A 16,228-nucleotide genomic window follows, 5' to 3' on the forward strand; every position below is an offset into this window, starting at 1 on the left:
TTAGGTAAGGCAATAGTCAATAAGGATTGCCTCTATTTACCGAAACGGTCTTCGCTCGCCGGATACCGTTCTTTGTGTTTCACTGAAAAGGTGACCGATACCGTATCGACTTCACATCCGCACGAACCGCACGCGGACCTCGGCGGCAAGCTGAACTGGTTGCGCGCCGGGGTTCTCGGCGCGAACGACGGGATCGTCTCGGTGGCGGGCATCGTGGTCGGCGTCGCGGGCGCGACCACCGACTCCACCGCGATCGCCACCGCGGGAATCGCGGGACTGGTCGCGGGCGCGCTTTCCATGGCGGGCGGCGAATACGTCTCCGTGAGCACACAGCGCGACACCGAACGCGCCCAGTTGCGGCTGGAAAAGCGCGAACTGAAAGAGATGCCCGAGGCCGAAGAACGGGAACTCGCGGAAATCTACGAGGAGAAGGGGCTTTCCCCGGAACTCGCCGCCGAGGTCGCCCGCGAACTGACCGAAAAGGACGCGCTGCAGGCGCACGCCGAAGCCGAACTCGGCATCGATCCGGACAATCTGACCAGCCCATGGCAGGCGGCGTGGGCGTCGCTGGTGGCGTTCACCGTCGGCGCGCTCCTGCCGCTGCTGGCGATCGTGTGGACGCAGACCTCGGCGCGGGTCTGGGCGTGCGCGTCGGCGGTCGTGGCCGGGCTGGCGCTGACCGGGTTCATCAGCGCGAAACTCGGCGACGCCCGCGTGGGCCGCGCGATCGCGCGGAACGTCGGCGTCGGTGCGCTGACGATGCTGGTGACCTACTACGTCGGTGTGCTGTTCGGGACGAGCGTGGCGTAAGCGGTCGCGCGCTGGGGTCGTGAGTGGCGATTCGGGTTAGAACCCGAATCGCCACTCACGACCATCTGGACAGCGAAGCGCGTCAGTGAACGCCCTTCATCAGCTTGCGGATCATCGGCGTAGCCACCAGGAGCGCCACACCGACCACGATGGCCACCCCGCCGACGATGCTGAAGTACGGCGCTTCGTCGTCCACCGTGTAGAACTCGGCGAGCTTTCCGGACATCGCCGTACCGAGCGAGATGGACAGGAAGTTCAGCGCCACCATCTGCGTCCGGAACGCCTCCGGCGCGAGTTTGGTCGACAGCGAGAGACCGACCGGCGAAAGCATCAGTTCCGCCATGGTGAACACGAACAGGATGCCGGCCAGCGCGAGCAGCGGGCTCGCGTTCTTGCCGCTGCCGACCATCGGGAGGAACAGCAGGAACGCCACGCCCATGGTGACCGTGCCGAGTACGAACTTGATCGGCGACGACGGCTGCCGCGAGCCGAGTTTCGTCCAGACCGCCGCGATCACCGGCGCGAACAGGATGATGAACACCGGGTTGATCGAGTTGACCCACGCCACCGGCATCTCCCAGCCGAAGATCGTCCGGTTCAGGCGTTCGTCGGTGTAGGCCGCGACCACGGTGAACTGCTGCTGGTACAGCGAGAAGAACGCGGCGCTCGCGATGAACATCGGGATGAACGAGTACACCCGGCTGCGTTCGTCGGCGGTGATCTTCTTGCTGCTGATGATCACCACGAAGTAGATCACCGAGATGACCGCGACGGCCCAGACGACGACGTCGACCAGGTTCGCCGGGGTGATCACGCCGAAGACCACGAGCAGCACGATCGCGGCGACACCTGCCGCGGTGCCACCGAAGACCAGCGGTCGCTGCGACGCGGGCAGCGGGTTGGGGACCTCGCTCGCCTTCTCGCCGAGGTTCTTGCGGCCGATCGTGTACTGGATCAGGCCGAGCGCCATACCGAACGCGGCGAGCCCGAAGCCGACGTGGAAACCGATCTCGCTCTGCGCGAGCCCGGTCAGCAGCGGGCCGACGAAGCCACCGACGTTCACGCCCATGTAGAAGATCGTGAAGCCGCCGTCACGTCGCTCGTCGCCTGGCGCGTACAGCGTCCCGACGATGGCGGTGGCGTTGGACTTCAGCCCGCCGCTGCCGACGGCCACGCAGACGAGACCGACACCGATACCGGCCAGACCGGGCAGGACGGCGAGGCTGATGTGGCCGATCATGATCAGGATCGCGCTGTAGAACAGCGTGCGTTCCGAGCCGAGCACCCGGTCCGCGACCCAGGCGCCGATCACCGCCGACAGGTAGACCATGCCGCCGTACGCGCCGACGATGCCGAGCGCGGAGGCCTTCGGCAGCGCCAGGCCGCCCTGGCTGACTTCGTAGTAGAGGTAGATCGGGAGGATGCCGAGCATCCCGTAGAACGAGAAACGCTCCCACATCTCGACGCCGAAGAGGTTCGCGAGCCCTCGTGGGTGCCCGAAAAACCTCGTGTCCCGCTGGACCTCGGTAGAGGTACTCACCATGCCGTCCTTAGTGAAGACATCGTTGTCGGTTTCCGGTTGACATGCTAGAAGCCCACTATGTGGACGGGACACCGACGTCCGCATGATCTCTGTGGCAGCTGTCATGAAGGCGGGATTTCCGCAGCTTGAGGCATTAAAATCGCGTCAAGGTGCGCCGGGAAGTCTGGTCGGCAACAGTATTCGTCGTTGCCGAAACCCGGAGGATGCCTTGTCCGGCCCCACCCGCCCCGCGAAAGCCGTCGCAGAGTTCACCCGCTACCTGCGCACGGAGACGACCGGCGGGATGATCCTGCTCGGCGCCACCGCGATCGCCCTCATTTGGGCCAATTCGCCCATCGACGACCTTTATCGCGCGATCCGCGATTTCCGGCTGGGCCCCGAATTCCTCCACCTGAATCTGACGATCGGCGACTGGGCGAAGGACGGCCTGCTCGCGTTGTTCTTCTTCGTCGCCGGGCTCGAACTCAAACGCGAACTCGTGGTCGGTGAACTTTCGCGGTTCAAGCAGGCGATCCTGCCGGTGGTCGCCGCGATCGGCGGCATGGTCGTCCCGGCGCTGGTCGCGCTCGCGGTCGGCTGGGGAGCGCCGGGCATCGAACGCGCGTGGGCCATCCCGGTCGCCACGGACATCGCCTTCGCGCTGGGCGTCCTGGCTCTGACCGCGTCGAACCTGCCGAGCAGCGCCCGTGTCTTCCTGCTCTCGCTCGCGGTGGTGGACGACCTCGGCGCGATCCTCGTCATCGCGATCCTGTTCACCGCGAAATTCGACCTCGTCGCCGCGGGCGTCGCCGTCGTCGCGCTCGCGCTGTACGCCTACCTGCAGAAACGCCGCGTCCGCAGCGCCTGGATCTACGTGCCGCTGGCCTTGATCACCTGGATCGCGGTGCACTCGGCCGGCATCCACGCCACCATCGCCGGTGTCGCGCTCGGCCTGCTCACCCGCGTCCGCGCCGACGAGGGCGAGGAGCACGCGCCCGCGATCCGGCTCGAACACCGGTTGCAGCCGTGGTCGGCCGCGGTCGCGGTGCCGTTGTTCGCGCTGTTCGCGGCCGGGATCACAGTGGACAGCGAATCGCTCAGCGCGGTGTTCACCACGGCGTTGCCGCTGGCCGTGCTGATCGGGCTGGTCGGCGGGAAGCTGCTCGGGATCTTCGGTGCCAGCCTGCTCGCGGTGAAGTTCAAACTCGCGGAGAAACCCAGGGGTATGGGCTGGCGTGACATCGGGGCACTGTCGATGCTCGGCGGCGTCGGGTTCACCGTCAGCCTGCTGATCGCCGATCTCGCGCTCGACGGCGAAGCCGTGGACCAAGCCAAGATGGCGGTCTTGATCGCCTCGGCGGTCGCCTCTCTGGCGGGCGCCGGGATGCTGCTGCACCGCAGCCGCGTGCACGCGCGCGAGGATTGAGAACGCGACACTCGCCGGTCCGTCGCGCCCGTGATCGGGGCACGTGGCACGATGGCCGGTGTGAGCAGCCCCAAGCACGAACGTACCGGCCCCGACGGCGTGGGGGCCGTGCCCTACCTCCCCCTGTCGAGCGATGACGACGTGGTAGCGAGCGAGCAGTCCCTCGGGAAACTCGTCGGCGATGCCACACAGCACGTCTCGACGCTGATCCGCGCCGAGGTCGAGCTGGCCAAATCCGAAGTCGTCGCGGAGGCGAAGAAGGGCCTCAAGGGCGCCATCTTCTTCCTGGTCGCGCTGGTCATCGGCCTGTACAGCTCGTTCTTCTTCTTTTTCTTCCTCGGCGAACTGCTGTCGGAGTGGCTGATGCGCTGGGCGGCGTTCGCGATCGTGTTCGGGCTGATGCTCGTCGCGACGGCGGCCGCGGGCTTCCTCGGCTATCGCAAGGTGAAGAAGATCAAGGCGCCGGAGCGCACGATCAACAGCTTCAAGGACACCGCCGCCGCGTTCAAGCCGCGTCATGACGACGCGCCCGCGAACCGCGACTGAGAAGTTTTCGAGTCGGTGCAGGCGACACCGGATCCGTCGATCGTCCGGATCGACGGTCCGTGGACCCATCGTGACGTCTCGGCGAACGGCATCCGGCTGCACGTCGCCGAACTCGGTGACGGGCCGGTGGTCCTGCTGTTGCACGGGTTCGCCGAGTTCTGGTGGACCTGGCATCACCAGCTGAAGGCGCTCGCCGACGCCGGTTTCCGCGCGGTCGCGGTCGATCTGCGCGGGTACGGCGACTCGGACAAACCCCCGCGCGGCTACGACGCCTGGACTCTCGCGGGCGACGTCGGCGGGCTGATCAAGTCGCTCGGCGCGCGCAAGGCCCATCTCGTCGGGCATGCCTGGGGCGGCATGCTCGCGTGGACGGTCGGCGCGCTGCACCCGCGGCTGGTGTCGTCGGTCAGCGTGCTGGGCGGCGCGCATCCGCTGGCGTTGCGCCGGTCCATCCGGCGGCCGGGGCAGTTGCGCGCTTCGGGACATCTGTTCCGCTTCCAGGTGCCGATGGCGCCGGAAAAGTGGCTGGTCAAGGACGACGCGCTCGCCGTCGAGGAACTCTTCCACGCCTGGTCCGGTCCACAGTGGACGGTCACTTCCGACTTCACCGAGACCGTGCGCGCGTTCCGGCAGGCGATGCTCGTGCCGGGGGTGCCGCACAGCGCGCTCGAGTACTACCGATGGGCGTTCCGCGCACAGTTCCGCGGCGAAGGACGCCGATTCAGCGAAGCACTGCGAGGCCGCTTCGCTCCCCGTGTGCTGCAGCTACACGGCGAGGAGGATCGGTGCGTCCTGCCCGACACCGCGGCGGCGTCACGTCGCTGGGCCCCGGACGCCCGCCTCGAGCGCTGGCCCGGGATCGGGCACTTCCCGCATCTGGAGGCCCCGGAGCGCACGTCGGCCGCGCTGCTGGACTTCTTCCGTATCTTGGAAACATGACCGAGCGCAAACCGACGGGCGTGTCGTTCGAGTCCTGGGTGGACCGGCAGATCAGCGCCGCGGAGGCGAAGGGCGAGTTCGACGACCTGCCCGGCGCGGGGAAGCCGCTGCCGAAAACGGACGGCAAGGACACCGCGCTGGCCTGGGTGGTGAACAAGGTGCGCGCCGAAGGGCACGACGTCTCGGCGCTCCTGCCGCCGTCGCTGGCGATCGCGAAGGAGCTGGACGACCTGCCGGACACCTTGGCGAAGGTGCGCCGGGAGGCACGGGTGCGGGAGATCGTCGAGGACCTGAACGAACGGATCCGCGCCGAGCACCGGCGTCCGGCCGGAGGTCCGGTGCTGCGGGCACGGCCGCTGGACGTGGACGAGACCGTCGCTTCGTGGCGCGAAGGCCTCTCTCCTTCCTCCTGACCCCCCTCGCGCTTGCGATGAAGGACTCCTTCATTGCACGTGAATGGGCTAGTTGGCGCAGGGCCCCGTCGACGTGTTCGCGCTCAGCGCGGGAGCCGTCTCCACCACCGGCCGCACCTGCTCCGACGTCAGCGTGAAGCCGGTCTCCGGATCCTCGACGGCCGCGCCGAAGACGACTCCGATGACCTCGCCTTCGGGGTTGATCATCGGCCCGCCCGAGTTACCGCTGCGCACCTGCCCGCGCACGGTGAACACGTCCCGCTGCACGGTGTTGGCCTCGTAGATGTCCGGTCCGCGCAGGTTGATCCGGCCGCGCACTCTGGCGGGCGTCGCGGTGTACGGGCCGTCGAGCGGGTAGCCGAGCACGATCGCGTTGTCGCCGGCCCGCGCGACCCGCGGCGTGAACGGCAGCACCGGCGCCTGGAGCCTCGGCACCGCGAGCACGGCCACGTCGGCCTCGGGGTCGAAGTAGACGACCCTGGCCGGGAACTTGCCCGAAGTCGATTCGATGGCGACCTCGTCGGTCCCCGCGACGACGTGCGCGTTCGTCATCACGCGCTGCGGCGCGACGACGAATCCGCTGCCTTCCAGCGCCCGCGAACACGAAGTCGCGTTGCCGCGGATCTTCACGACACTGCGGTGCACCTGTTTGACGATCGCGCTCGCCTGCAGCGTGGTGTCCGGCGGGCTGGTGTCCTGGACGTTCGGCTTCTGGAACGGGTCCACAATGGACGGGAAGCCGGACGCGTCCAGCAGTTTGCGCAGTTCGCTCGGGAAGCCCTGCGCCGCTTCCGGCATCACGTCGTTGACGCCGCCCAGCACCACCGAGCTGTTGATCGACTTCGCCAGCCCTGGCACGCCCGAGACGGCCGTCAGCGGCGTCGCGATCAGCCACGCGACCACGAACACCACGGCGGCCTGCACCACCGCGCCGAGCGTCTTGTCGACACCGGAAAGCTTGTCCGGGTTGATCTTCTGCCGCAGCTTCCGGCCTGCCCAGACACCGAGGGTCTCGCCGAGCGCGACCAGGAACACCACGGTGGCCACCGCGAAGGCGACCTTCGCCGCCGGATGCTGGAAGAGTTCGACGACCAGCGGCGCGATCTTGATCCCCGCGAGCGCTCCGAGCACCACCCCGACCAGCGAGGGGAGGGCGATGATCACCCCCTGGAACGCGCCGGACACGCCCGCCAGCAGCGCGAGGAGGATCACCAGTACGTCGACCCAGTTCACCGGCGCCTACTCCTTCTCCGGCACTTGCCGCCCGTCGACCCGCGCCTGATGTTCGGCCAACGCTACGTCAAGCTCCCGGACATCGCCGTGGTCCCAGTCCCGTTCCCAGCCGCCGAGCGACAACGTCATCGCCAGCAGGCCGCCCGTGAACCCCCAGACGAACATCCCGCCGACGTCGAACGCGGGCCCCTTCCAGTCGTAACCCTCGCGTTTGACCTGGAACCGGTTGGCCGGGTCGGTGAGCTCGGCGATCGGCACCCTGGCCACCGCCGCGGTCTCGCCTGGATCGACCGCGTGCACCGGCGACGGCGTCCGCCAGTAGGCGAGCACCGGCGTCACGGCGAAGCTCGACACCGGCACGAACAGTTCCGGGAAGACCGCCATGGGCAGCACGCCGGAGGGTTCGACGCCGGTCTCCTCCTCCGCCTCGCGCAACGCGGTGCCGACCGGCCCACCGTCATCCGGCTCGGCGCCCCCGCCCGGGAAGCTGACCTGCCCGGCGTGCGAGCCGAGTGTGTCGGCGCGGCGCTGGAGCAGGACGTCGGGCCCCCGCGGGCCCTCGCCGAAGAGCATCAGGACGGACGCGGACCGGTAGGTCGCGTCCCTCGGCACGCTGAACCGGCTGAACGCGTCCGCGCCGACCTCGCCGCTGATCTTGACCAGCGGCTGCAACCAGGCGGGCACGTCCTCCGGGTCCACGAGGGGGCCGGTCATGGTGTCCCTTCCACAGCGGCGCGCACCTGGTCAGTGTTCAGGAAGACGCGTGGGTTCTCGATGAGCCGGACGTCGCCACCCGCCGTGACCAGGTACGTCGCGGGGAGGGAGGAAGGGACCTTCAGTGCCGTCCGCACCGGCCCCGACTGCCCGTCACCGTCGAACACCGACGGCAACCGGACACCCAGTTCGCTCAGCATCGCGAGCCCGTCGGCCCCGGAGCTCGCGACCTGGACGAGGAGCACGCGCGCGGCACCGGGCAGCGCGGCGTACTGCTGGAGCAACGGCAGTTCGGCGCGGCACGGCTCGCACCACGACGCCCACAGGTTGACCAGTACGGGACCACCCGAGACCACCTTGGCGAGGTCGACCCGCGAGCCGTCGCCGAGGCATTCGACATCGACTCCGCGCAGCTTCGCCACTTCGCCCGGCCCAGGCGGCGGACAGGGGGCGAGCGCGGCCTTCGCCCGCGCGGCCGTGAGATCCCCCGACGTCTTGGCGGGCGCCTGGCCGTCACGCGTCGTGAGCAGCGCGACGATCAGGGCCACCACCAGCACGGCGGCCCCGAGGGCCAGTTTGGTGACCCTGGTCACCGGACGGCCGCCAGTTCCAGGATGTGCTCGCGTTCTTCGCCCTTGACCAGCTTCGCGGCCTCTTCGAACCCCGTCGGGCCGATTCCGTACGAGGGGCACATCTTGGCCAGCGGGCAGGCGCCACAGGCGGGTTTACGGGCGTGGCACACGCGGCGGCCGTGGAAGATCGTCCGGTGTGAGAGGAGCGTCCACTCCTTGCGCGGGATCAGCTCGCCGACGGCGTGCTCGACCTTGACCGGGTCCTCCTCCTCGGTCCAGCCCCAGCGGCGGACGAGACGGCCGAAATGGGTGTCGACGGTGATCCCGGGAACCCCGAAGGCGTCGCCGAGCACGACGTTGGCCGTCTTGCGGCCGACACCCGGCAGCGTGACGAGGTCCTTCAGCTTGCCGGGCACTTCGCCGTTGTAGCGCTCCACCAGCGCCGCGCCCAGGCCCATCAGCGAGTTCGCCTTCGCACGGAAGAACCCCGTCGGCCGGAGGTACTCCTCGAGTTCGGCGCGGTCGGCGCCGGCGTAATCGGCGGCCGTCCGGTAGCGGGCGAAGAGCGCGGGCGTGACCTGGTTCACGCGGACGTCGGTGGTCTGCGCCGAAAGCACGACCGCGACCAGCAATTCGAGCGGAGTGGTGAAGTCAAGTTCACAGTGCGCGTCCGGGAACTCGTCGTCGAGGCAACGCTTCATCCGCCTGGCGCGTCTTACCAATGCGAGCCGGCTTTCACCCTTGCCCCCCGCACGGGGGGCATTGGTGGGGGCAGGAGGCACCCCGATAGCCTACGGGCGCCATCGGACGAGCCAGTGGGAGCACCCGCCGGTCGACGGCCGACACGCCAGAGCACCACCTCGGCGCTTCGATCGAGGACGCCATGAGCGAGGATCTGGAGTAATGCACAACTTTTCGGAATTCCCTGGGCAGGGCGCATGACCGTCTGGTTCGTCATCCTCGTCCCCTTGGTGATCATGTTCTTCGCGCTGTTCATGGAACGCGTGGAGACCAGGCTCAAGCACGTCGCGGTGCAGGAGAACGAGGTCGAGGAGTTCCTCGAGCAGGCTCAGCCCAACGAGGTCAGGGCCCTTTACGGGCACGGCATCGGGCGCGCGCTCGAGCTTTTCCGGCTGCGCAGGCTGGGCGGGAAGGCGGCCAGGCTTCGCGCGCGACGCGTGCGGAGTTAGGCTCCACGTTCGAGCGAGATCGTTCCCGGCCCGCGCGCGCGTTCGGCGTGCCGACGAGCGATCTCGCGCGCACGACCTAGACTGACGCGAAAAGTGATCGACGACACGGTCCTCGCCCGATGAGGACCGACGTCGTATCTCGATGAGGAGGCACCCGAGGTGGACGAAACCCTGGCCCGAGCGGGCATTTTCCAGGGTGTTGAGCCGGCAGCCGCCGAGGCGCTGGCACAGACCTTGGAATCCGTGGAGTTCCCTCGCGGGCATGTCATCTTCAACGAGGGTGAACCCGGAGACAAGCTTTACATCATCCAGTCCGGCAAGGTGAAGATCGGCCGCAAGTCACCCGACGGCCGCGAGAACCTGCTGGGCATCTTCGGCCCGTCCGACATGTTCGGCGAGCTGTCCATTTTCGACCCCGGTCCGCGGACGTCCAGCGCGACGACCGTGACCGAGGTCCGTGCGGTGACGATGGACCGCCCGGCGCTGCGGCAGTGGATCTCCACCCGCCCGGAGATCGCCGAGCAGCTACTGCGCGTGGTCGCCCGTAGGCTGCGCCGGACGAACAACATGGTCGCCGAGCTGATCTTCACCGACGTCCCCGGACGCGTGGCGCGTGCGCTGCTGCAGCTGGCGCAGCGCTTCGGCAGCCAGGAGGCCGGTCTGCTGCGGGTCACGCACGACCTGACGCAGGAAGAGATCGCCCAGTACGTCGGCGCTTCGCGCGAGACCGTCAACAAGGCTCTCGCCGACTTCGCGCACCGCGGCTGGCTGCGGCTCGAAGGCAAGAGCGTGCTGATCCTGGACCCGGAGCGCCTGGCCCGCCGCGCCCGCTAGGACCCCGCTTCACGTGCAATGAAGGGGCCTTTCATCGCAAATTTCGCGATGAAAGGCCCCTTCATTGCGCCTGGTGCCGAACACAACGAAGAGCCGGGCGCCACCCCCGACGTGGCGCACCGGCTCTTCGCTGTGCGCGGATCATCCCCCGACGATCCGCGCTCCCCGCCCTCCGGAACAAGGCCCCGACCCGTACGCCGGAGGGAGCTGGAGACTGTGTGATTGTCGTACAACCATCCACGGCCGTCGGCCGTGAACTCAAGTTCTTTCACTCTCAAGGACGCCAAACGCGTCGATTTGTTGCCCCGAATGACCCAGAATCGACCGACTGTTACCTGATCGTGACGAACCAGGGCGATTCAAGGTCCGTAATACCCGAATCCGGTGGTGACCAAACTTACCGCCGCAGATCTGGTACTAGCGTACCAAAGTAGTTCATACTGGTACGCGTGTCCCAGTCTGTGTCCGCTTCCGCCGAGAGCCACCGCACCTCCCTCGCCGACTACCGAGCCGCGCTGACCGCGCCCGGATCCCGCGGGGCGGTGATCGCGTCCCTGCTCGCCCGCCTGCCGATCGCGATGATCGGCATCTCCGCACTGCTCTACGTCCAGCGCGAGACGGGCTCCTTCGCCGCGGCCGGGCTGGTGTCGGCCGGGTCGCTGGTGGGCGTCTCCGTGGGCGCGGTCGTGCAGGGACGGCTCATCGACCGCTTCGGGCCGACAAGGCCGCTGCTGACCACCACGGTGTTTTTCGCGCTGGCGATGACCGCGCTGGTGCTCGCGATCGAGGCGCACGCGCCGACTCTCGTGCTGGTCCCGCTCGCCTTCGGCACCGGGATCACGGAACCGATGGTCGGTTCGGCCTCGCGCGCGCTGTGGACACGGCTGCTGCCCGCCGGGCCGACGCGGAACGCCGCGTTCTCCTACGAGGCCATCAGCATGGAGGTCTTCTTCATCCTCGGACCCGGGTTCGCGGGGCTGCTGATCGCCGCGCCGTGGGCGGGCACCGGGATCGTGACCGGCTCGCTGACCATGATCGCGGGCGCGGTGCTGTTCGCGCTGAGCCCGACCGTGCGCGCCTGGGGTCCGTCGCCTTCGTCGGGCGGCAAACTGCTCGGCGCGCTGGCCAGCCCCGGAATGCGCACGCTCGCGGTCGCCGCGCTGGGCTTCGGTGCCGTGATCGGATTCGTCGAGGTCGCCGTCCCGGCGGCCGCCACCGAGGCGGGGAACACCTCCATCGGCGGCCTGCTGCTCTCGGCCTGGTCGGTCAGCTCGGTCGCGTTCGGGGTCGCGTACAGCCTGCGCCCGTGGCCACGTCAGATGGGCTTGCGGCTGCCGGTGCTGCTGGCCGGATTCGGCGCGCTGGTGGCGCTGCTCGCGCTGCCCGGCTCGCTCTGGGGCCTCGCGCTCGCCATGCTCGCCGCGGGCGCGCTCATCACGCCGCAGTCGACGACGCATTCGGCGGCCATCGAAATCGCCGCGCCGAAGGGCACGGCGGCCGAGGCGTTCGGCTGGGTACTCACCGCGGTGACCCTCGGTCTCGCGTTCGGGCAGTCGATCAGCGGCTACCTCGTCGAGCACGCCGGGCACGAAGCGGCGTTCCTCGCCGCCGGCGGTGTCGGGTTCGCGCTCGCCGCGGTGGTGTGGCTGCTGCGCGGCACCTTCCGCCCGCAGCCGGCCGGAGCCGTCGCCGAGGCCCCCGAACTTGTCGGTGCCGCCCGCTAGCTTGCGGGCATGGACCTGACTGCCGCCACCCGCTCCCTCTCGTCCGCCGTTTCCGCCGCCGCCCGGCTGCTCACGGCCCGCTCCGGCCTGCTCCTGCGCGCCGGGAAGGATGGGCTGACCGTCTGCGGCAGCGACGGTGAACGGGCGGTCCGCCTGACCAGTGACGCCATGGTCCACACCGACGGCGAGGTCCTCGTCCCGGCCGGGCCGCTCGCGGAAACGCTGCGGATGCTCGAAGACGACCTGGTACGCCTGGTCGTCGAGGGTTCGCGGCTGGCCGTGCGGGTCGAGGGCGGCCGTTACGCGCTTCCGCTGCTGAGCCGCGAACTGAACCTCCCGGACATGCCGCCCAAGGTGTCCGAAGTGGACGGTCACGCACTGGTGACCGCGTTGCGCACCGTCGCGGGCACGGCGGCCAAGGACGACGCGCTGCCCATGTTCACCGGTGTCCGCGTGCAGAGCTTCAGCCGCGAGCTGCGGCTGACGGCGTCCGACCGGTACCGGATGGCCGTGGCCACCCTGCCGCTGCGGTCCGAAGGCGAGCCGATCGACGCGCTTGTCCCGGCAGGCCTGCTCGCGGAGACGGGGAAGCAGGCACGCGGCGTCGTCGGCCTGCACGGCGACAAGACCCGCTTCGGGCTGAGCTGGGCGGGAGTCACCGTCACCACCGCCGTACTCGACGCGGGATTCCTGTCGGAGAAGCTGATCGACTCGTCCACTGTGGATACAACGGTCGAGGTCGCCGCCGACGCGCTGGCCGCCGCCGTGCGCCGGGTTGGTGTCTACGCGGACGATCGCCGGGTGCTGACGCTGGAGGTCGGCGACTCACATCTGCGGCTGGCCAGCTCGAAGCAGGACACCGGGGAGGCCGAGGAGACGTTGAAGGCCGAGGTTTCGGGCGGCCGGACTTCACCGTCGTTCCAGGCGCGCTACCTGCTGGACGCGCTGCAGGGTTTCGCCGGGGAACGGGTGCGGCTCGAGATCCAGCCCGGGATGCGGGCCTGCGTCATCCGGGCGGTGGAGCCTGGCGATGTGGAGCTGACGTACTACGTGATGCCGATGCTGGCGCGCTGACACTGTCCACAAGGGACCTATGCCGCAACGCCACCTCGGCGCCCCAAACTCGACGCAGTCACCCCTGCCGAACGCCATGAAAGGTCCTTTCCTTGCGAATTTTGCAAGGAAAGGACCTTTCATGGCATTTGGCGACCTAGGCGGACGCGGCCTTCACGGCGGCCTCGATCTCACCGAACGAAGGATTCACCATCGCCTTCGAGCCCACGAAGACCGTCGGCACGACCTCGTTCCCGTTCGCCACCGAACGCACCCGCGCGGCGGCGTCCGGGTCCTCCCAGATGTTGACCCGCTTCACCTTGAAGCCGCTCCTCGACAGCGGCCGTTCCAGCGCGGCGCAGAACCCGCATCCGGGGCGCCAGTAGAACTCGACCTCGACGTCACTCATTCGCCGTCCTCCGACCTCAGGTAGTCCAACTGTGCCTGCACACTCCACTCCGCGGGCGCCCACAGAGCCTTGTCGACGTCGGCGTAGACGACCTCGACCACCTGGCGCGGGGTGGCGTCCGCGCCGAGCTTCTCCAGTGCCGAACGCACCTGGTCCAGCCGTTCTTCCCGGTGTGCCAGGTATTCGCGCGCGGTCGCGGCCAGGTCGGGCAGTTCGGGGCCGTGCCCCGGCAGACCGGTGGTGCCGCCGGGCAGGCCGATGAGTTTCCGCAGCGAGCGCAGGTAGTCGCCGAGGTCGTGCAGCACGGTGGTGCCGCGGCCGAGGATGGTGTCACCGGTCAGGATCTGCCCGTCGGACACCAAGCAGATCGAGTCGCCGGTGTGGCCGGGCGTGTGCAGCACCGACAGCCGGAGACCGGCGGCCTCGATCACCTCACCGTCAACAAGGGACTTCCCGCCGACGCAGAGCGACTCGTCGAAGGCCCGCACCGGGGCGCCGACGCGCTCGGCGAACCAGGGCGCGCCCTCGGCGTGGTCGGGGTGGTGGTGGGTCAGGACGATCAGCGCGACGGCGCCGGTTTCCGCCAGCAGCGTCAGATGTTCGATGTCCTCGTGCCCGGGGTCGACGACCACGGAACCGGCCGCACCCGGTCCGCGCAGCACCCAGGAATTGGTGCCCTCCAAGGTCATCGACGACGGGTTGTGCTCCAGCAGCACGGAAGCCGTCGGCGTCACCTGGCGCAGCACGCCGTACGCGGGGGCGCTCATGCCGGGTCCAGGACGACGCGGACCTTGTCGCCTTCGCGCACCAGCGTCGGCATGATCTTCGAAATCTCGCGCTCGACGGCCTGCGCCGCGGCCGCCGAGTCGAATTCGCCCAGTTCCGCGAGCGTGATCCAGGTCGGTGGCATGAGCATGCGGCGCCCTTCCTTGGCATCGGCGATGGCCTCGGCGGGCCGCTGCCAGCCGGAGCTGACGGCCTCGGAGGTGGCGCCGTCCGCCTCCTGTCCCTCGGGCAGCACGGCGACGAAGAAGCAGGTGTCGTAGCGGCGCGGTTCCTGCGGCGGGGTGACCCAGTTCGCCCACGGGCGCAGGAGATCCGCGCGCAGCGTCAGGCCGTTGGCTTCGAGGAACGCGGCGAGTGAGAGTTCCCGGGAGATCAGCTTCGCGCGGGCGCCGTGGTAGGGCGTCGTGTCCGTGACGACGGTGTCCCCGAGGCTCGCGAGCAGCACGCCCGACTCCTCGAACGTCTCCCGCACGGCCGCGCACACCAGGGCGCGGGCGAGCGATTCGTCGCAGCCGAAGCGTTCAGCCCACCACGCCGGCTCCGGGCCGGCCCAGCTGACGGAGGTGTCGACATCGCGGGAATCCACGCCACCGCCGGGGAAGACGGTCATCCCGCCGGCGAACGGCATGCCCTTCACCCGGTGCTGCAGGAAGACCTCGACGCCGTCGGCGCCGTCCCGGAGGAGGATCACGGTCGCCGCGTCCTTGGGCGTCACGGGCTCGCCGTCGGCGTTGGCGCGGGTGCCCACCCCGGCCCCCACCGGGATGTCGAATGTCAGTTCTTCAGCCACCCTCGCAACCTAACATCGCAATTCGTCCTCTGGATGCGGTAGTTGCGCGTGCAACCACCGCGTCCAGAGGACGAAATGCTCAGAACATGTCAGGAAGACCAGCCGCTGCTGCGCGAAGCACCGTTCAGCCGGATCTTCGCCGCTTCGGCGCGCTCCCGTTCGGCGAGCTCGGCGTGCAGCTCGCGCAGGAGCGCGCGGTCGCGCTCGCTCAGGCTGGGGTCGTCGAGGTCGAGAGCGGGCAGCTCGACGACCTCGTGCATGCTCGGCTTGCCCGTGGCGATCTCGCGGCCCTTTTCGGGGTCCTCCTTGAGCGCCTGGCGCAGCTGCGCCACCTCGGCGGGCGTCAGGTCGGCCGTGCGCTCGGCGCGGGTCTCCGCCCGCGACTTGCGCGGCGGTGCCGACTCCGACGAAGACGAGGACGACGGCGTCGCCGAGGGCGCCTGCTGCACGATCGGCACCACCGGCGCGATCGGCTCGACCGGTTCGTGAGTACTGCTGCTGACCGGCCGCAGCCCGTGCCTGCTCGGCTGCTCCTTGACCGGCTCGGGAGCCGGGCTGGGAGCGGGCGGCGGGGTCACCGGCTCGGACCGAAAGTCACTGGAGTGGGTACTCCCGGTGACCCAGACAGGACTCGCGGCCGACGACGCGGCCTGGTGGTACGCGGACCGCGCGACGCCGGGCCCCGCGACCTCGACGACCGAACGGATCCCCGCGCGGCGAAGCGCGGTGTCCACGCGGAACGCGACCGCGGGCGGGTTGCCCTCCGGGCCGATCTCGACCAGGACCACCCGCTGCGGCAGCGCGCCGGGCACGCTGCCCGCCGGCGTGTTCCGCCACACCGCGTGCACCGACCGGACGTCCGGCAGCACCTGCAGGGTGCGGTCGAGCGCCTCGGCGAGGCCGAATTCGGGCTGGTTCTCACCGGTGAACCGGTGGGTGAGCACCGGCTCGTCCTCCTCGACGACCAGCAGGTCGTTCGCCAGGGTGGCGTCGGACCTGCTCATCTCGAGGACGAGCGCGAGTTCACGCTGTTCGGCCGAGCTCACCGGGATCTTCCCCGCGATCAGGGTGCCGGTGGTGAGCTCTACCGCTTCGTCGATGTGCGCACGCGCGATCAGCTCACGCGCTTCGGTCAAAGCACTGTCGTCGATCCGACCCGCCAGGGCCAGTAACAGGTTGTGCAGGCGCAGGGGCACCGAGAACCCGTCCATGGGCGGGCCGTCGTGGACCTCCACCATTGCTCTGCTCCCTCCCGGCTCGCCTGGTG

The 16,228-nt window shown here is 69.2% G+C and carries 18 protein-coding genes; 9 read left to right on the forward strand and 9 right to left on the reverse strand.

All coding sequences use genetic code 11. The features are described from left to right. Window positions 1–90: 90 nt before the first annotated feature. Window positions 91–810, forward strand: coding sequence for a VIT1/CCC1 transporter family protein (locus tag AC069H_RS26935; RefSeq protein WP_478224360.1), 720 nt, complete (start codon window positions 91–93; stop codon window positions 808–810). 82 nt (window positions 811–892) lie between these two features. Here AC069H_RS26935 and AC069H_RS26940 read toward each other — a convergent pair whose 3' ends face one another. After that, window positions 893–2,353 carry a peptide MFS transporter gene (locus AC069H_RS26940; protein ID WP_478224359.1) on the reverse strand — a complete coding sequence of 487 codons (1,461 nt, stop codon included), beginning with the start codon at window positions 2,351–2,353 and terminating at the stop codon, window positions 893–895. A gap of 208 nt (window positions 2,354–2,561) precedes the next feature. On the opposite strand from AC069H_RS26940, the gene nhaA reads away from it, so the two are divergent. Genes nhaA through AC069H_RS26960 form a run of 4 tightly spaced genes read left to right on the forward strand, consistent with a single transcriptional unit; the run spans window position 2,562 to window position 5,656 of the window. Then, window positions 2,562–3,758 (forward strand): Na+/H+ antiporter NhaA, encoded by a 1,197-nt coding sequence (nhaA, locus tag AC069H_RS26945; RefSeq protein ID WP_478234220.1) that lies wholly within the window; start codon window positions 2,562–2,564, stop codon window positions 3,756–3,758. A 51-nt stretch (window positions 3,759–3,809) separates the two neighbouring features. Next, on the forward strand, window positions 3,810–4,304 hold the full coding sequence (locus AC069H_RS26950) for a phage holin family protein (RefSeq protein WP_478224469.1): 495 nt from the start codon (window positions 3,810–3,812) through the stop codon (window positions 4,302–4,304). Between the two features lie 15 nt (window positions 4,305–4,319). Beyond that, window positions 4,320–5,243: an alpha/beta fold hydrolase gene (locus tag AC069H_RS26955; RefSeq protein WP_478224357.1), complete on the forward strand. Its 924-nt coding sequence runs from the start codon at window positions 4,320–4,322 to the stop codon at window positions 5,241–5,243. Next, complete coding sequence (locus AC069H_RS26960; protein ID WP_478234221.1) at window positions 5,240–5,656, forward strand: DnaJ family domain-containing protein; 417 nt, start codon at window positions 5,240–5,242, stop codon at window positions 5,654–5,656. Before AC069H_RS26955 ends, AC069H_RS26960 begins: the two co-directional genes overlap by 4 nt. Before the next feature lie 48 nt (window positions 5,657–5,704). On the opposite strand, the gene AC069H_RS26965 is transcribed toward AC069H_RS26960, so the two are convergent. From AC069H_RS26965 to nth, 4 genes are read right to left on the reverse strand one after another with little or no spacing between them, the layout of a single operon-like run. Next, entirely contained in the window at window positions 5,705–6,889 is a 1,185-nt protein-coding gene (locus AC069H_RS26965; protein ID WP_478234222.1) for a MarP family serine protease, read from the reverse strand. Window positions 6,890–6,895: 6 nt separating this feature from the next. Next, entirely contained in the window at window positions 6,896–7,603 is a 708-nt protein-coding gene (locus AC069H_RS26970) for an NUDIX hydrolase (RefSeq protein WP_340685288.1), read from the reverse strand. Then, entirely contained in the window at window positions 7,600–8,196 is a 597-nt protein-coding gene (locus AC069H_RS26975) for a TlpA family protein disulfide reductase (RefSeq protein WP_478224354.1), read from the reverse strand. The genes AC069H_RS26970 and AC069H_RS26975 overlap by 4 nt, the downstream gene beginning before the upstream one ends. Continuing rightward, window positions 8,193–8,876 (reverse strand): endonuclease III, encoded by a 684-nt coding sequence (gene nth, locus AC069H_RS26980; RefSeq protein WP_478224353.1) that lies wholly within the window; start codon window positions 8,874–8,876, stop codon window positions 8,193–8,195. The genes AC069H_RS26975 and nth overlap by 4 nt, the downstream gene beginning before the upstream one ends. A gap of 237 nt (window positions 8,877–9,113) precedes the next feature. Here nth and AC069H_RS26985 point away from each other — a divergent pair, with 237 nt between their 5' ends. The 4 genes from AC069H_RS26985 (at window position 9,114) to dnaN (ending at window position 12,997) form a co-directional block, all read left to right on the forward strand. Then, window positions 9,114–9,365: a hypothetical protein gene (locus tag AC069H_RS26985; protein ID WP_005166943.1), complete on the forward strand. Its 252-nt coding sequence runs from the start codon at window positions 9,114–9,116 to the stop codon at window positions 9,363–9,365. Window positions 9,366–9,524: 159 nt separating this feature from the next. Continuing rightward, window positions 9,525–10,199 (forward strand): Crp/Fnr family transcriptional regulator, encoded by a 675-nt coding sequence (locus AC069H_RS26990; protein ID WP_003081747.1) that lies wholly within the window; start codon window positions 9,525–9,527, stop codon window positions 10,197–10,199. 461 nt (window positions 10,200–10,660) lie between these two features. Beyond that, the gene (locus AC069H_RS26995) at window positions 10,661–11,923 is read left to right on the forward strand and encodes an MFS transporter (protein WP_425342027.1); all 1,263 of its coding nucleotides are present in this window, start codon (window positions 10,661–10,663) and stop codon (window positions 11,921–11,923) included. A gap of 9 nt (window positions 11,924–11,932) precedes the next feature. Continuing rightward, window positions 11,933–12,997, forward strand: coding sequence for a DNA polymerase III subunit beta (gene dnaN, locus AC069H_RS27000; RefSeq protein WP_478234223.1), 1,065 nt, complete (start codon window positions 11,933–11,935; stop codon window positions 12,995–12,997). 136 nt (window positions 12,998–13,133) lie between these two features. Here the strand turns inward: dnaN and AC069H_RS27005 are convergent, their stop codons facing one another. From AC069H_RS27005 to AC069H_RS27020, 4 genes are all read right to left on the reverse strand, one after another. Continuing rightward, window positions 13,134–13,385, reverse strand: coding sequence for a glutaredoxin family protein (locus AC069H_RS27005; protein ID WP_478234224.1), 252 nt, complete (start codon window positions 13,383–13,385; stop codon window positions 13,134–13,136). Then, window positions 13,382–14,152, reverse strand: a complete 771-nt coding sequence (locus AC069H_RS27010) for an MBL fold metallo-hydrolase (RefSeq protein ID WP_478224351.1) — start codon at window positions 14,150–14,152, stop codon at window positions 13,382–13,384. The genes AC069H_RS27005 and AC069H_RS27010 overlap by 4 nt, the downstream gene beginning before the upstream one ends. Further along, the gene (locus tag AC069H_RS27015; RefSeq protein WP_478224350.1) at window positions 14,149–14,961 is read right to left on the reverse strand and encodes an NUDIX hydrolase; all 813 of its coding nucleotides are present in this window, start codon (window positions 14,959–14,961) and stop codon (window positions 14,149–14,151) included. Before AC069H_RS27015 ends, AC069H_RS27010 begins: the two co-directional genes overlap by 4 nt. A gap of 89 nt (window positions 14,962–15,050) precedes the next feature. Beyond that, window positions 15,051–16,199 carry a hypothetical protein gene (locus AC069H_RS27020; protein WP_478234225.1) on the reverse strand — a complete coding sequence of 383 codons (1,149 nt, stop codon included), beginning with the start codon at window positions 16,197–16,199 and terminating at the stop codon, window positions 15,051–15,053. Window positions 16,200–16,228 lie beyond the last annotated feature (29 nt).

The organism is Amycolatopsis sp. NPDC043887 (genome assembly GCF_056435665.1).

What these genes read in the sequence shown, in the direction of transcription:
- AC069H_RS27005 (WP_478234224.1), bottom strand. Translation starts at nt 13,385, where the DNA reads ATGAGTGACGTCGAGGTCGAGTTCTACTGGCGCCCCGGATGCGGGTTC.
- AC069H_RS26950 (WP_478224469.1), top strand. Translation starts at nt 3,810, where the DNA reads ATGGCCGGTGTGAGCAGCCCCAAGCACGAACGTACCGGCCCCGACGGC.
- AC069H_RS26970 (WP_340685288.1), bottom strand. Translation starts at nt 7,603, where the DNA reads ATGACCGGCCCCCTCGTGGACCCGGAGGACGTGCCCGCCTGGTTGCAG.
- AC069H_RS27020 (WP_478234225.1), bottom strand. Translation starts at nt 16,199, where the DNA reads ATGGTGGAGGTCCACGACGGCCCGCCCATGGACGGGTTCTCGGTGCCC.
- nth (WP_478224353.1), bottom strand. Translation starts at nt 8,876, where the DNA reads ATGAAGCGTTGCCTCGACGACGAGTTCCCGGACGCGCACTGTGAACTT.
- AC069H_RS27010 (WP_478224351.1), bottom strand. Translation starts at nt 14,152, where the DNA reads ATGAGCGCCCCCGCGTACGGCGTGCTGCGCCAGGTGACGCCGACGGCT.
- AC069H_RS26940 (WP_478224359.1), bottom strand. Translation starts at nt 2,353, where the DNA reads ATGGTGAGTACCTCTACCGAGGTCCAGCGGGACACGAGGTTTTTCGGG.
- AC069H_RS26985 (WP_005166943.1), top strand. Translation starts at nt 9,114, where the DNA reads ATGACCGTCTGGTTCGTCATCCTCGTCCCCTTGGTGATCATGTTCTTC.
- AC069H_RS26960 (WP_478234221.1), top strand. Translation starts at nt 5,240, where the DNA reads ATGACCGAGCGCAAACCGACGGGCGTGTCGTTCGAGTCCTGGGTGGAC.
- dnaN (WP_478234223.1), top strand. Translation starts at nt 11,933, where the DNA reads ATGGACCTGACTGCCGCCACCCGCTCCCTCTCGTCCGCCGTTTCCGCC.